The following is a 14531-nucleotide window of genomic DNA, read 5'->3' as shown; positions in this document are numbered from 1 at the left end:
GATATCACTAATATCGGACATCACATGGACCTCCGGCAGATTCGCTATTTCGTCGCCGCCTACGAGACGGGGTCCCTCAGCGCCGCCGCCGGGCGGCTCAACTGCACGGCGCCGGGAGTGAGCCAGCAGATGAGTTCGCTGGAAGCCAGGCTCGGGACGCGCCTGTTCGAGCGCACGTCACGGGGGGTAGATCCGACCGCTGCCGGAAATCGCTTCTACATTCGCTGCCTTGCGGTGCTGAAGGCGGTCTCGGAGGCGGAGATCGAGCTGCAGGACTTCAAGATCGGCTTGAGCGGCTCGATCTCGGCCGGCTTTGCACCCGGCCTCGCCCGCTCCGTCCTGCCGCAGGTGCTCGCACGCTTCACGCGCGAATTCCCGCGCATCGATATCGAGATCGCCAGCGGCACGGCCGACGTTCTGGTTTCGGAGACCTCCGCCGGCGGACTGGACTTCTATGTCGGCCAGTTCACGCAGGAACATCTCGGTGTGATGGCGACGCATGTCGGAAGGTATCCCGTCTCGCTGCTGTCCGGTGCGCGGCGCGGCCTGGCGCCGATGCAGCCTGTCAGGCTGAAGAACCTCGCACCGCTGAAGCTGTCCGTGCCCTCGGGCACCAACAGCCTGCGGCCAAGGATCGAGGAGGCGATTCGCAGCGGCGAGATCGTCGTCGAGCGCACGATCTCGATCGACAGCTTGTCGGCCGGCTTCCACTTCGTCAGTCAGACCGACTGGTCGTCGATCCTGCCGTTCTGGATCGGCTTGCAGGAACTCGGCAACGACCGGCTGACGATCAATCCGATCGAGCAGCCGGCGCTGCACGTCGACGTCGCGCTCATCGTGCCGACCCGGCGGCCGATGACGCGACCGTCGCAACTCTTCTACGACTACTTCCGCCAGGAACTGCAGAGAATGGACGAGGAATGGCGGCGGATCGTCAGCCCTGCCTTAAGCGCGGATTACGGATCGGTTTAGAAGAAATAAGTGCCGCTAAAGCATCCGCAGGCCTAGTTTCCTTCTGGAGGATGCGCGGCGCGACGTCTGGGAACGAGCCCGTCCGCGTGATCGCGGGCGGCGAGAGGCTCGCGCCGGGTGAGGATAGTAGTATCCGGGAGGAAGCAATGACATTCAAGAACCTGTTCGCGGCGGCGGCGCTGTTGCTGGCCAGCGGTGCCATGCCGTCCGCGACGGCCGCGGCGGCCGATCTCGAACTCAAGATGCAGTTCGCGTCCCCGGACGGGACCCCATGGAACGCGATGGACCGGCGTTTCGCCGCGCAACTGGAGGCGATCACCGATGGACGGGCGAAGGTGACCTTCTTCCCGCCCAACTCGGTCACGCCGTTCAAGGACTGGCTGCAGGCGACGGGGTCCGGCCTGCTCGACATCGGCTTCGTCTGGCATCCGGTCCTGCCGGGCAAGTTCCCGCAGATGGAACTGCTCGCGCTGCCCGGCCTGTCGAAGAACCAGACCGTGGCCAGCACCGTCTATTGGCGCCTGCGCGAGAAGTATCCGGCTCTCGGCGAGCTGTTCACCGAACAGGACAATGTCGTGGAACTGGCGACCTTCGTGGCGATGGGCGCGCACATCCATTCCAAGGCACCGGTCGCCACGCTCGCCGATCTGAAAGGCAAGGTCTTCGCCGCGCAGGATTCCGCCGGCGTCGAGGTTCTGGAGAAACTGGGTGCGAGCGCCAGCGTGATGCTCGGTCCCGACGCCTATCTCGCACTGCAGCGCGGCGCGGTCGACGGCGTGCTCTGCGCCTGGGGCTGGGTCAACAATTTCAAGCTCAACGAGGTGACGACCTACCACACGCTGGTGAACCTCAATCCAGGCACCTACAGCACGGTGATGAACAAGGACGCCTACGACAAGCTGACCGACGGCGAGAAGAAGCACCTGGCGGACCTGTTGCCGGTCTACTTCTTCTACAACACCACGGACGGCGCGGCGGCGGCCATGGGAAGCATCCCGCCGGAGAACATCCTGACGCTTTCCGCGGACGACCAGGCCGCGCTTGCGACGACGATGCGCCCGATGTGGGACGCCTGGGTTGAGAAGGCGAACGCGAAGGGCATGCCGGGCCAGGAGATCCTGGACGAGGCGGTTCGGCTGCTCAAGCTCTACGACCAGAACTAGGGCGAAAGCCGTTCGCTTCGCCGGCTCGTCACAGCGCGCGGGCCGGCCCTGTCCATCTCTCGCCGCGCGAGTTCACACGCCCGTGGCAAGAAAAAGGGGCCAGACAAGGCTAATGACATGCAGTCGACCGAAATAATGATGCCACCTGTCGCCGACACGCCGGTCCCGCTTGCCGCACGCGTCCTCGATTGGCCGAGCCGCGCCGTCCGTTTCCTCGGCGGCGCGGCACTCGCGGCGATCATGGTGTTGACCGCGGCCGACGTGATCCTGCGAAACCTGTTCTCCACGGTCGTGCCCGGCGGCATGGAGACGACCGGACTTCTGATGATCTTCGTCGCGCTCTCGACGTTGAGCCTCGTCGAGCTCGACAAGGGCCACATCCGTGTCGACGTGCTGCTCAACGCAGTGCCGGACTTCGTCAGGCTGCCGCTGACGGCTGGCGGCCTGTTCCTGACGCTGGCGACCATCTGCCTCACCGCCCTGCAGGTCTACAGGCAGTCGCTCTATCAGGCCGGCAACGACATCATGACTGGTGTGCTTGGCGTCCCCGAATGGCCGTTTGCCCTCGCAGCGGCCGTGTTCATGGCCCTCTTTGCCCTGGCGCTCCTGCGCAATCTCGTAAGCGCCGCGGCGGACGTCGCGCGCATGCACGACACGCGGTCGCTGGCGATCCTCGGCGTTTTCGCGGCCGTGGCCGTGGCGATCCTATGGTTCTCCTTCCGGCCTGCCGACCTGCCTGTCAACATCCCTCGCGAGATGCGCGGCATGGCGTGCATCGTGTTATGCTTCGTCCTGATCTTCCTCGGCGTCCACATCGCCGCCGCAATGGCGATAAGCGCCGTGCTCGGAATCAGCCTTTTGATCGGTCCGGCAGCGAGTCTCACCAGCCTCGGCACGACGACGCTCGACGTGGTCAGGGATCCGACATGGAGCGCGGTGCCGCTGTTCACCTGGATGGGTTTGATCGTCGTCGCCTCGGGCTTCGCCGAAGGCCTCTACAGGGCCGCCTACAAATGGATCGGACACCTGCCGGGCGGGCTCGCCTCGGCCAGCACCGTCGCCTGCGCCGGCCTGTCCTCGATCGTCGGCGACACGCTGTCCGGCGTCTACAGCATGGGCTCGATCGCCCTGCCGCAGATGAAGGCCTATGGCTACGACATGAAGCTTGCGGCGGCCTCGATCGCCTGCGCGGCAACCATCGGCGTTATGATCCCGCCCTCGATCGCCTTCATCGTCTATGGCATGATCACCGAAGTCTCCATCGGCAAGCTCTTCCTGGCCGGGGTGCTGCCCGGCATCCTCTTCGCCGTCATTCTGATCGCCATGATCACGGTGCGCGCGATCATCGATCCCGCGCTCGCGCCTCGGTGCGAGCGGAGCGGCTGGCAGGAGCGCTTCTCGGCCAGCGTCGAGACATGGCCGATCCTCGTCCTGATCCTCATGGTTCTCGGCGGCATCTATTCCGGCATCGTCACCACCAACGAAGCGGCAGGCGTCGGCGTGCTGGGTGCGCTTCTCATCTCCGCCGCGATGGGACGGCTGAACCGCCGCTCGCTGTGGAACTCCATCGAACGGACGCTCCGCCTGTCCACCGCCATCATCATCATTTTCATGTTCGCGACGGTCTTCAGCCGCTTCATCGCCATCAGCGGGCTGACGGCGCAGCTGGCGCAGCTCATCGTCGATTTCGACCTCGGCAAATACCAGCTTCTCGGCGCGATCCTCGCCTTCTACGTGCTGATCGGCATGTTCATGAACGCCCTGCCGGCCCTGGTGCTGACCGTGCCGCTGTTCTTCCCCCTTGCCATCAACGCCGGCTTCGATCCGATCTGGTTCGGCGTCATCTGCGTCATCATGGTCGAGCTCGGCGTGGTCACGCCGCCGATCGGCGTCAACGTCTTCGCCATCGCGGCTATGACCAAGGACGTGTCGATGTACCAGATCTTCCGCGGCGTCTTCCCGTTCTGGTTCGCCTTCCTGGCGCTGGTCGGGCTGATCACGCTGTTTCCGCAGATCGCGCTCTTCCTGCCCTCGTTGATGTAGGGGGGCGACGATGACACGTTCGCGGCCGGGACACACATCGGGACTCGTGAATACCGCCGGGTCCGAGCAGGCAGGTGCAGTCGTCGACGCCGATGTCGATGCCGACGCTGCGCTAGAATCTGAGCCGCCGCCGGCGGCGCCACATAGGCTGGGAGGGCCGAAATGAGAAAATGGATCACAGGAACAGCACTTGTCGCCGCAGTCGCGCTGGGGCTCGCCGGGTCTCCGGCCTGGGCGCAGGGCAGTGGGACATTCAAATATGCGGAGCAGGTGAAGCTCATCACCATGGACCCGCAGCAGCAGAGCGGCAGCGGCGTGCCCTTCCTGCGGCCCGTCTATGAATCCCTGTTCGAAAAGGGACCCAAAGGCGAGGTCCAGCCGCTTCTGGCCACCGGCTACAAGGTGGACGGACTGGACGTCATGATTACGCTCCGCGAAGGCGTCACGTTCTCGAACGGCGAGCCGTTCAATGCCGAGGCCGCGGCCGCGAACATAAGCCGGGGCGTGAAGCTCGGCATCATCGAGGGCCTCAAGACCGTCGAGTCCGCCTCGGCGGCGGATGAGCATACGCTGAAGATCAAGCTCAAGGAGTTCGATCCGGCCATCATCGACAGTCTCTGCTACACGGGCGGCATGATGATCGCGCCCGCCGCGATGGCCGATCCGGCTCTCGACCGCAATCCGGTCGGCACGGGTCCCTATGTCTACAAGAAGGAAGAATCGCGCGAAGGCGAAGTGCGTGTCTACGTGCCGAACCCGACCTACTGGGACAAGGACAAGATCGGCCTCGCGCGCTACGAGGTCTGGGAGATCCCGGACGACACCGCGCGCCTCAACGCGCTGAAGACCGGCCAGATCGACGCTGGCAACTGGCTTGCCAATCCGCAGTCGGCGATCATCGACCGCACCCCCGATCTCAAGCTCATCCGCGGCACCGGGGGGCTGAACTACCATATCATCATATCGGATCGCGAGGGCACCGTGATCCCGGCCTTCGCCGACATCAACGTGCGCAAGGCGATGGCCTTCGCGATCGACCGGACGGCCTTCGGCAAGGCGGTTCAGTTCGGTCTCGCCGTCGATTCCTACCAGCCGTACGGCGAGGGCCACTGGGCCTACGATCCCGCCCTGGAGGGTGTCTACGCCTACGATGTCGACAAGGCGCGTGAATACATGGCCAAGTCCAAGTTCCCGGATGGATTCAGCTTCGACATGCCGTCGATCCCGCTCTACCAGTCTCGGCTCGAGGCGCTTGCCGGCTTCTTCAAGGAGATCGGCATCACGATGAACATCGTTCCACAGGAACCCGGAACGCTGGCACGCGTCAGCCGCACCACGAACTATCCGGCGACCAACCTGGTCTGGCAAACCAACACGGATCCGAAGTTCCTGGCCCTGCGCTACATCTACGAGAACGCCAACTACAATCCCTTCAAGGCCAAGCCGAGTGAGGAGCTGCTGGCTCTGGCGAAGGCCGGCCTCGAATCGGTCGAGACCGAGGTTCGCGCGCCGGTCTACAAGAAGATGGCCGCCAGGCTGGCGGACGAGGCCTTCCTGATCTTCGTCGCCAGCTCGCCGATCCTCATCGGCGTCAGCGAGAAGACGGCCAGCAATCCAACGGTGGTCTATCGCTACGGCGAGGATTCGATCAATCTGCGCGGCTTGAAGGCCAACGACTGACGATCGGATCCCATGCTCAGGCTTATCGTACAGCGGCTGGCTGCGCTGGTGCCGCTCCTGTTCATCGTCTCGGTGCTGACGTTCTCGTTTACGTCCATGCTGCCGAGCGATCCGGTGGACCTGATCATCGGCGACACCGGCACGCAGGAGCAGTATGAGATGGTGCGCGAGCGGCTCGGGCTCAACGAGCCCGTGGTCGTGCGCTATTTCCAGTGGCTGGGTCGCGCCGTTCAGGGCGACCTGGGCACCTCCTTCTTCAACAGCGTCAGCGTCTCGTCGGCCGTGATGCAGCGGCTTCCTGTGACGCTCTCGCTGACAGCCGTCTCCGCCCTGATCGCCGTCCTGGTCGGCATCGCGGCGGGGGTGGCCGCCGCATTGAGGCCGCGTTCGTGGGTCGACAGGCTGGCCACGGTCGGGGCCACCATCGGACAGGCGATCCCGAACTTCTGGTTCGGTCTCCTGCTCGTTGCGATCTTCGCGGTGAACCTGCGCCTCTTTCCCGCGACCGGCTTCACGCCGATCTCCACGTCGCCCTGGGAATGGCTGCGCAGCGTCACCCTGCCGGCATTGGCGCTGGGTCTGTCGTCCAGCGCGGCCATCGCGCGCCAGGTCCGGTCGGCGATGGTCGGCGTGCTGCAGCAGGACTACATCCGCGCTGCCCGCGCGCAGGGCCTGTCGTCGCGACGGGTGATCCTGCGGCATGCGCTCACCAATGCCATGGTTCCGGTCGTCGCCATCCTGTCCTTCCAGATCACCGTGCTGCTCGGCGGCGCGCTGATCGTGGAACAGGTCTTCGCCATCAACGGCCTCGGCACCCTCGCCATCACGGCGGTGCGCCAGCAGGACATCCCGATGATCCAGGGGCTCGTCCTGGTCATGGTCGGCCTCGTGGTGCTGGTCCAGCTCGCCACCGACATCGTCTACGGCTTCCTCAACCCCAAGGCCCGTCCGTCTTGAGCACCCCGTCCAATCAAACCCCGGCGACGCGTCCGCGGCGGTCGCGACGGCTGGTCGGCGGCTCCTTCGCGATCGTCGCAGTCGCGGGTGGGGTCCTCGCCCTGCTCGTATTTCTTGCGATCTTCGCCGATGTGATCGTCCCCTACGATCCGCTCAAGCAGAACCTGATCCAGTCGTTGCAGGGCCCCTCGGCGCAGCACTGGCTCGGCACCGACGACCTCGGTCGCGATGTCTTGTCGCGCCTCATCTACGGCTGCCGGATCGCGGTCATCGCCGCCGCCGAGGGCACCTCGATCGCCGTGCTGATCGGCGTGCCGCTCGGCCTCTTCATCGGCTATCGCGGCGGCTGGTGGGACTGGATCGTCATGCGCATTGTCGAGGCGATCGTCGCGATCCCCGGCATCATGGTCGCGATCGTCATCCTCACCCTCCTCGGCACGGGGCTGCACAAGGCGATGGTGGCGCTCGGCATCCTGTTCTCGACCTCCTTCTTGCGGCTGGCGCGCGGCGTGGTGCTGGCCGAGCGCGAGGAGGTCTACGTGCGCTCGGCCCGCGTCATCGGCGCGTCGGACGGCCGCATCCTCCTGCGCCACATCTTCCCGAACATCGCCCCGCCGCTGATCGTACAGATCACGCTGACCGTCGGCGCCGTGCTGCTGGCCGAGGCCGGGCTCTCGTTCATCGGGCTGGGCGTGCAGCCGCCGGATGCGAGCTGGGGCACGATGCTCAGCACCGCCGCCGCCTTCATGGATCTGCACTGGTTCCTCGCCATTCCGCCCGGCATCGCCATCATCGCGACGGTTCTGTCGGTCAACCTGATCGGCGACGTGATCCGCGATTCGATCGGTCGCGGCGTCGCCGTCGCGGCAAAGCCGCAGGCACCGGCCCCGCGCGCCGTGGCGGCGGTCGCCGACTTCGTCCCGGACAGCCCGCTTCCGCCCCCGCGCCCCGACGAGGTTCTGCGCGTCGAGGGCCTGCAGGTGGCGCTGTCCTCCGCTGAAGGAGAGGGACTGCCCCTCATCTCCAACCTCTCCCTCTCCATCGCGAAAGGCGAGACGCTGGGCCTCGTCGGCGAATCCGGCAGCGGCAAGACCCTGACCGGGCTCGCCATCCTCGGGCTGACCAGCGTTGCGCTGCGCACGACGCGCGGCTCGATCATCCTGAACGGCAGGGACCTGCGCGCGCTGTCGCCGCGCCAGATGGAGGAGGTCCGCGGCAACGAGGTCGCGATGGTGTTCCAGGATCCGACCACCAGCCTCAACCCCGCCTTCACCGTCGGCAGCCAGATCGCCGAGGTGCTGCGCGCCAAGAAGAACCTGTCGCAGAAGGCGGCGTGGGAGCAGACGGTCGCGCTGATCGACCGCGTCGGCATCCCGCGGCCGCAGGAGCGGGCTCGCGCCTTCCCGCACGAGCTTTCCGGCGGCATGGCGCAGCGCATCGCGATCGCCAGGGCGCTGAGTTGCAACCCCTCGCTGCTGATCGCCGACGAGCCCACCACCGCGCTCGACGTGACTGTGCAGCAGGAAATCCTCGACCTTTTCCGCGACCTGCAGGAAGAGTTCGGCATGGCGATCCTCTTCGTCACGCACGATCTCGCGGTCGCCGCCGACATCTGCGACCGCATCAGCGTCATGTATGCGGGCGAGATGGTCGAGATGGCCGAGGTCGGCCAGTTGTTCGCCAGGCCGCGCCATCCCTATACGCGCGGCCTCCTGACGGCGATGCCGCACGCCTCCGACCGCAATCCGCCGCTGCCCACCATTCGCGGCAGCGTGCCCCGCCCCGGCGCCTGGCCGGTGGGTTGCCGCTTCTCGAACCGCTGCGACTTCAGGATCGCAGCCTGCGACCGGCATATTCCGCTCACGGGTGCCGACCGGTTGGTCCGCTGCATCCGTGCCGAGGAGCTTGTGCTGGAGGCCGCGTCGTGAGCGAGGAAGCGCTGCTGGAAATCCGCGATCTCGACGTCACCTACTGGCGGCGTTCCCTGTTCGGGCTCAAGGGCAGGGCGTTCCAGGCCGTCAGGGGCGCGAACCTGTCGATCCGGGCCGGCGAGACGCTCGGCCTCGTCGGCGAATCCGGCTCCGGCAAGTCCTCCATCGCCAACACCGTGCTCGGCCTCGTTCCGGCCAATGGCGGATCGATCCGCTTCGGCGACGTCGAGCTCACCTCGATGAACACGCGCTATCCGCCGGCCGTGCGCAGTCAGATCCAGGCGGTGTTCCAGGACCCTTATTCCTCGCTCAACCCATCGATGACCGTCGAGGACATCGTCACCGAGCCGTTGCGCGTCCACACGACGATGAGCAGGGCCGAGCGGCGGGCCCGCGCCATCGAGCTGCTCCGGCTGGTCTCGCTGTCCGAGGAGCATCTCGAGCGTCATCCGCACCAGTTCTCCGGCGGCCAGCGCCAGCGTATCGCCATCGCCTCCGCGCTGGCGCTGACGCCGAAGCTCATCGTGCTCGACGAGCCGGTCAGCGCGCTGGACGTGTCCACCCAGAACCAGATCATCAACCTGCTCTACGAGCGCCGCGATGCGCTCGGCATCGCCTATCTGCTGATCGCCCACGACCTCGCGCTGGTCCACCACATCTCGGACCGGATCGCGGTGATGTATCTCGGGCACATCGTCGAGGAAGGTCCGTCGGACCGGGTCTACCGCTCTCCGGCCCATCCCTACACAAAGGCGCTGCTCGATGCGGTGCCGCTGCTCGATCCCGAGGCCCAGCGCAGGCGAAGGGCAACCCGCAAGGCCGCGCCGGTGAAGGAGGCTCCCCGCGTTGCGACGCAGGGCTGTCCCTACCGCAACCGATGCCCCTTCGTCATGCCGCGCTGCGCCGAGGAGATGCCGCCTGCCTATCCGGTCGAGGGCGGCGGCACGGCGGCCTGCTTCCTTCTCGACCGCACCGCCTCGCCTGGCGGCCCCGCAAACCGGAGTGTGCCCGCATGAGCGGCGTCTATGTGAGCGACATTCCCGCCGGAGATGTCCGCGAGGCCGACGACGTGATCGCCGGCGCGCCCGGCATCGGGCCGGGCCTCACCTGCCGCTGGCCGTCCGGCCGCGCGCCGCTGGCCTTCGTCCTGTTCTGCCACGGTCTGGGCTCGAACGGCCGCGAATATGCCAATCTCGCGCGCCACTGGGCTCGCCACGGCTATCTGGTGATCCAGCCGACCTTTTCCGATGCGATCGGGCGCGTGGCCCGGGCCGAGCCGGCGCTCGGCCTGGACCCGGACGCCGATCTCTCCCGCTGGTGGCAGATGCCGGACATCTGGCCGCGCATGCACGAGATCCTGCACGCGCCGGAACGCTGGCTGGACAGGGTGGCGACAGTGGGCCGGGTGATGGACAGTCTCGATCGGGTGTTCGAGGCCACGAGCGGCCGGCCGGACCAGCCTGTCCGTGGCGCCATCGCAGGCCATTCCTTCGGCGCCTACACCGCGCAGCTCCTCGCCGGCGCGGAGATCAACCTGCTGGAGGGGCAGGCACGCCGCTTCCGCGACGACCGCTTCGCCGCGGCCATCCTGCTCAGCGGCCAGGGCCGCGACCAGCAGGGCCTGCGCGACGGCTCGTGGGACGGCATGGAGGGTCCCGTCCTCACCGTCACCGGCACGCTCGACCGTGGCGCCAAGGGCGGCGATTGGCGCTGGAAGTCGGAACCCTACGACCTCGCCCCCGCCGGCGACAAATACCTCGCCGTCCTCGACGAGGCCGACCACTACCTCGGCGGCTTCTCGGACAACGGCGTCCAGCCCCAGGTCCCCGCCCAGCAAGCGGCCCTGCGCCAGCTTACCCTCGCTTTCCTCGACGCCCATGTCAGGAACATTCCCACGGCACGCCGATGGCTCGCCTCCATCGACACGACGATCGGCCCCTGCCGCCTGGCCTTCAGCAGAAAGTAGCCTTCCTTCTCCGCCAACGCGGCCTCACGACCGCATTGGAGATCGGTCGCTGGGCCGCGGCAACTATCGCGATGTGACGAGACGCTCCAGCTTGCCCAGCGTCTGCATGCCCAGTTCGATCGCGCCGAAGCCTTTCGCCTCCTCGAACTCGGCCTTCGTGCTCATCACCATGCCCAGCGTCACCTTCGTCGCTTCGCCCTCGCTCTCGAACGAGGCCCAGGCGTCGGCGTGTTTCGGTCCGTTCTCGCCCCACAGCAGCGTGTAGGCGAGCCTCTCCTCCGGGCGGATCTCGATATAGCGATGGTGGTTCGGGAACACCGTGCCGTCGGGCCCGATCATGTCGAACACCCACTCGCCGCCCGTGCGCAGGTCGATCCGCTTCGTCCGGCAGGAAAACCCGTCCGGCCCCCACCATTGCGGCAGCGTCTCGGCGTTCACCCAGGTGTTCCAGACGATCGACCGCGGCGCCCGTATGACGCGCTGGATTACCATGGTGCGCTCGGCGACGCCGCCGAGATTGTCCAGCCCCCCGTCGAATCCCTGCCGGTAGCCGGCCTCCATGTCCTTCGCCAGCGAGGAAAGCTGCACGGTCACGACCACCCGGCTGCGCTCGTTTGTGCCGGAGAAATCCGCTGTCACCAGCGCCGCCGATTGCGTCACGCCTTCGGACGAGATCACCTCGCAGTTCACGCTGCGAAGCGCGGGTTCCAAGGCAAGCCAGCCGCATTCGCAGCGCGTGTCGGGCTCGCCCGCGACCTTGCAGAGCGAGACTTCGCGCCCGCCCACCCTGGTGTCGGCCTCGAGGAACTCCACGACGACCGAAGGCGAGGGAGAGGACCAGACCGCCCGCGCGGCTGGCGCCGTCCAGACCTGCCACAGCGCCGACAAGGGCGCGGCCACGTCCCGTTCGAAGGTCAGCGTCGCAAAGCGGCCGTCCGCCTGGTCGCGGGCCGCGGGCTTGCGCTGCGGGTTCAGTTTCGATGTCATTCCGTGCGCTCCTTCATTGCCTTCATCGCAAGTGCCTCCAGCCGGTCGAGCCGGCCTTCCCAGATCGCCCGCTGCTCGTCGAGCCATGTCCGCACCGGATCCAGCGCCTCCGGCACGATGGCGCAGGTGCGCACCCGCCCGTCCTTGGACGTGGCGATCAGCCCCGCCTCCTCCAGCACCGAAAGGTGCCGCATCACCGTCGGCAGGCGCAGCCCCGTCGGACCGGACAGATCCGTAACCCGGGCCGGCCTCTCCGCCAGCCGGGTCAGGATCGACCGGCGGGTGGGATCGGCCAGCGCATGGAAGAGCAGCGAGAGTTCCGGCTGATGCTTAGTCATATTGCTAACTATCATCAGGGTGCGGAACGCGCAAGGAAAAGTTTGCCGCTTTGCTAAGTATCATCGAGCCGGCAAGGCGGATGGATGAGTCGGCAGGCCCTCCGATGCTCGATTGGCTCCAGAGCGATGACCTCTCACCGCCATTGAAAAGCAGATATTTCCGAGATGTGCCGCGAGAGCCCGACGCGAGCCCGACTTGCGGGTGTTCTCCAATGCCGCGAAAATCGGATTCGCCTGACTTCGAAGGACGGACCCGTGAAGATAATGTGCCTGAACGGCTGGGGTGGAAAGCTGCACGGAAAGCTGTTGCCCTATGTCGAAATCAGCGATCCCGACGTCCTATGCCTTCAGGAAGTCATTCACAGTCCAGAGTCCGAGAAGGACTGGCTGACCTATCGCGATGGCGATCACGTGCTGCCGCAGCGCGCCAACTTCTTTCGCGATGTCTCGACTGCCTTGCCCGGTCATGTCGCAATCTTCTGTCCGGCGGCGCAGGGCGTTCTCTGGGACGGAGATCGACCGGTCCCCTCGCAATGGGGGCTGGCTACGTTCGTGCGTCGATCCTTCCCTATCGTCGGTCAGATTCAGGGTTTTGTTCACAAGGGCTTTTCGCCGGTCGGCTATGGCGATCATCCGCGATCCCGCAGCGCCCATGGCGTCAGGGTCTATGATTACGCTGCCGAGCGGGCCGTCAGCATCACGCATATGCACGGACTGCGCGATCTGAACGGCAAGATGGATACCCCCGAACGTGCCGCGCAGGCACGAAGGTTGCTCGATCTTTCCCGGCAGATTTCAGAGCCGGGTGACGTGGTGGTGGTCTGCGGCGACTTCAATGTCGAACCAGGCAGTGAAACGCTCGCGATCCTCGCCGATGCCGGACTGCACGAACTGGTGACAGGGCGCGGTATCGAGACCACCCGAAGCACTCAATACCGGAAGCCGGGCCGGTTCGCGGACTATATGCTTGTGAATCGCGTGGAAGCAGTGAAGTCGTTCGACGTCATTCGCGATCCGGAAGTCTCGGATCACTGTCCCCTGGTTCTCCGGCTATAGCCAAAACGTCGGAACGGCCGCCCACCCTTCGCGATCGAAGGTCGGCCTTGTCCGCACGGCTATCGTCCCATGTGAAGGCCACATATGCCCGCTTCAAGCGCCCCCGTTCGCTGTGGGCGCCGGCAACATGGAATGCCTGTGAGGCCATTTCCTTCGCAGAATAGATGCTGTGTTTTGCGCTGCGGTGAAGTCTGTCCATAGCAGCAAGTCTGGCACTAAACTGTTCAGGCTGCCAACTGAACAGGCGCAGTGCGGCTCTCTGCCCCAGAGCAGCATAGAGACGGTGGTCGTATCTCCGGACAGGTGGGCAAGGGGAGGCCGTCAGCCGCCCTTGATCAGGCCCAGCCGGATCAGGCTCTCGGCGGAGGCGACGATAGCCTCCTCGCACGGACGCGGCGTCCAGCCGAGCAAGCGTATGGCTTTTTCACTGGTGGCATTCAGATTGAGCCCCAATAGTGGGATGGCCCCTCTCAACGCAGGATCTTTGAGCGCGCCGAGGCGCACCACCGTGTTGGGCAGAACCTGCGTCGATACCTTGTCTGCGGCCGACCCCATACGCGCTTTCAGCACCTTGGCCACGTCAGCCAACCACATGCTTTCGCCGGCGATCGCCAGGAAGCGCTCCCCCTTGGCGGTCTCGTGGGTCATGGCGCGCAAATGCAGGTCGGCCACATCTCGTACGTCGACAAAGCCTGAATTGATCTTGGGGTTCCCCGGCTGACCATCCATGATGTTCTTAATCAGGCGAATGGAGTGGGAATAGTCGGCACCGAGCACCGGCCCCAGCACCGCGACCGGATTGACAGCTGACAGTTCCAAGCCCTGTCCTTCATGGGCAATGAAGTCCCAGGCCGCCCGCTCTGACAATGTTTTTGATTTCTGATAGGGCCAGATATTCTTGCTTGTCAGGTCGCTCCAATCAGTCTCGTTGAAGGGACGCGTCATTGGCCCGTGCCCGGCACAGATCGCACCAAAGGCGGACGTCAGCACAACACGCCTGACCCCGGCATCGCGCGCGGCGCGCAGCACTCGCAAATTGCCATCGACCGCAGGCTTGATCCACTCCTCTTCGCTCGTTTGATTGCCCGTCGGTGTTGGAGAAGCCCCGTGCATCACATAAGTGCATCCGGCGGTCGCCTCCGCCCAACCAGCGTCGGCGGAGAGATCGGCGGTCACAAACGACAGGCGATCGCCCGGTTCCGCGCCGCCCACCTTGAGGTGGGCGCGCACTTCCGCTTCCCGCGATAGCGAACGGACAGTCGTTCGCACACGATAGCCGGCGTCCAGCAGCGCCAGGATGCAGTATTGGGCTATGAACCCGGTTCCGCCCGTTACCAGTACCAGTTCTTCACGCACGCAGATCTCCTGGGTCACTTGACCATCGAAATGACAATGATTTGATGAGTTAGGGCCAGAAAGGCGGATCATGAATGCTTAA

12 protein-coding genes are annotated in these 14531 nt (G+C 65.6%); 9 read left to right on the top strand and 3 right to left on the bottom strand.

Annotated features, from left to right (window positions below; genetic code table 11):
- Window positions 1-24: 24 nt before the first annotated feature.
- From B9Z03_RS26695 to B9Z03_RS26660, 8 genes are all read left to right on the top strand, one after another.
- A complete protein-coding gene (locus B9Z03_RS26695; RefSeq protein ID WP_085467005.1) occupies window positions 25-972 on the top strand; it encodes a LysR family transcriptional regulator in 948 nt (315 codons plus the stop codon).
- 146 nt (window positions 973-1118) lie between these two features.
- On the top strand, window positions 1119-2135 hold the full coding sequence (locus B9Z03_RS26690) for a TRAP transporter substrate-binding protein (RefSeq protein WP_176247651.1): 1017 nt from the start codon (window positions 1119-1121) through the stop codon (window positions 2133-2135).
- Between the two features lie 117 nt (window positions 2136-2252).
- Entirely contained in the window at window positions 2253-4178 is a 1926-nt protein-coding gene (locus tag B9Z03_RS26685) for a TRAP transporter large permease (RefSeq protein ID WP_085467003.1), read from the top strand.
- Window positions 4179-4340: 162 nt separating this feature from the next.
- Window positions 4341-5858: an ABC transporter substrate-binding protein gene (locus tag B9Z03_RS26680; RefSeq protein ID WP_085467002.1), complete on the top strand. Its 1518-nt coding sequence runs from the start codon at window positions 4341-4343 to the stop codon at window positions 5856-5858.
- Between the two features lie 12 nt (window positions 5859-5870).
- Window positions 5871-6815, top strand: a complete 945-nt coding sequence (locus B9Z03_RS26675) for an ABC transporter permease (RefSeq protein ID WP_085467001.1) — start codon at window positions 5871-5873, stop codon at window positions 6813-6815.
- Complete coding sequence (locus B9Z03_RS30350) at window positions 6812-8743, top strand: dipeptide/oligopeptide/nickel ABC transporter permease/ATP-binding protein (RefSeq protein WP_085467000.1); 1932 nt, start codon at window positions 6812-6814, stop codon at window positions 8741-8743. The genes B9Z03_RS26675 and B9Z03_RS30350 overlap by 4 nt, the downstream gene beginning before the upstream one ends.
- Window positions 8740-9762, top strand: a complete 1023-nt coding sequence (locus B9Z03_RS26665; RefSeq protein WP_210191394.1) for an ABC transporter ATP-binding protein — start codon at window positions 8740-8742, stop codon at window positions 9760-9762. The genes B9Z03_RS30350 and B9Z03_RS26665 overlap by 4 nt, the downstream gene beginning before the upstream one ends.
- A complete protein-coding gene (locus B9Z03_RS26660) occupies window positions 9759-10712 on the top strand; it encodes an alpha/beta hydrolase family protein (protein ID WP_085466999.1) in 954 nt (317 codons plus the stop codon). The genes B9Z03_RS26665 and B9Z03_RS26660 overlap by 4 nt, the downstream gene beginning before the upstream one ends.
- A gap of 63 nt (window positions 10713-10775) precedes the next feature.
- Here B9Z03_RS26660 and B9Z03_RS26655 read toward each other — a convergent pair whose 3' ends face one another.
- Window positions 10776-11699, bottom strand: coding sequence for an SRPBCC family protein (locus B9Z03_RS26655; protein ID WP_085466998.1), 924 nt, complete (start codon window positions 11697-11699; stop codon window positions 10776-10778).
- Window positions 11696-12037 carry an ArsR/SmtB family transcription factor gene (locus tag B9Z03_RS26650; RefSeq protein WP_176247650.1) on the bottom strand — a complete coding sequence of 114 codons (342 nt, stop codon included), beginning with the start codon at window positions 12035-12037 and terminating at the stop codon, window positions 11696-11698. Before B9Z03_RS26650 ends, B9Z03_RS26655 begins: the two co-directional genes overlap by 4 nt.
- 255 nt (window positions 12038-12292) lie before the next feature.
- Between B9Z03_RS26650 and B9Z03_RS26645 the strand changes: the two genes are divergently transcribed.
- Window positions 12293-13093 (top strand): endonuclease/exonuclease/phosphatase family protein, encoded by an 801-nt coding sequence (locus B9Z03_RS26645; RefSeq protein ID WP_085466996.1) that lies wholly within the window; start codon window positions 12293-12295, stop codon window positions 13091-13093.
- Between the two features lie 321 nt (window positions 13094-13414).
- Here B9Z03_RS26645 and B9Z03_RS26640 read toward each other — a convergent pair whose 3' ends face one another.
- Window positions 13415-14449, bottom strand: coding sequence for an SDR family oxidoreductase (locus B9Z03_RS26640; RefSeq protein WP_210191393.1), 1035 nt, complete (start codon window positions 14447-14449; stop codon window positions 13415-13417).
- Between the last annotated feature and the right edge of the window lie 82 nt (window positions 14450-14531).

Origin of the sequence: Mesorhizobium australicum (assembly GCF_900177325.1) — a bacterium.
Taxonomy (GTDB): domain Bacteria; phylum Pseudomonadota; class Alphaproteobacteria; order Rhizobiales; family Rhizobiaceae; genus Mesorhizobium_A; species Mesorhizobium_A australicum_A.
This window is presented reverse-complemented; position numbering and strand designations above follow the sequence as displayed.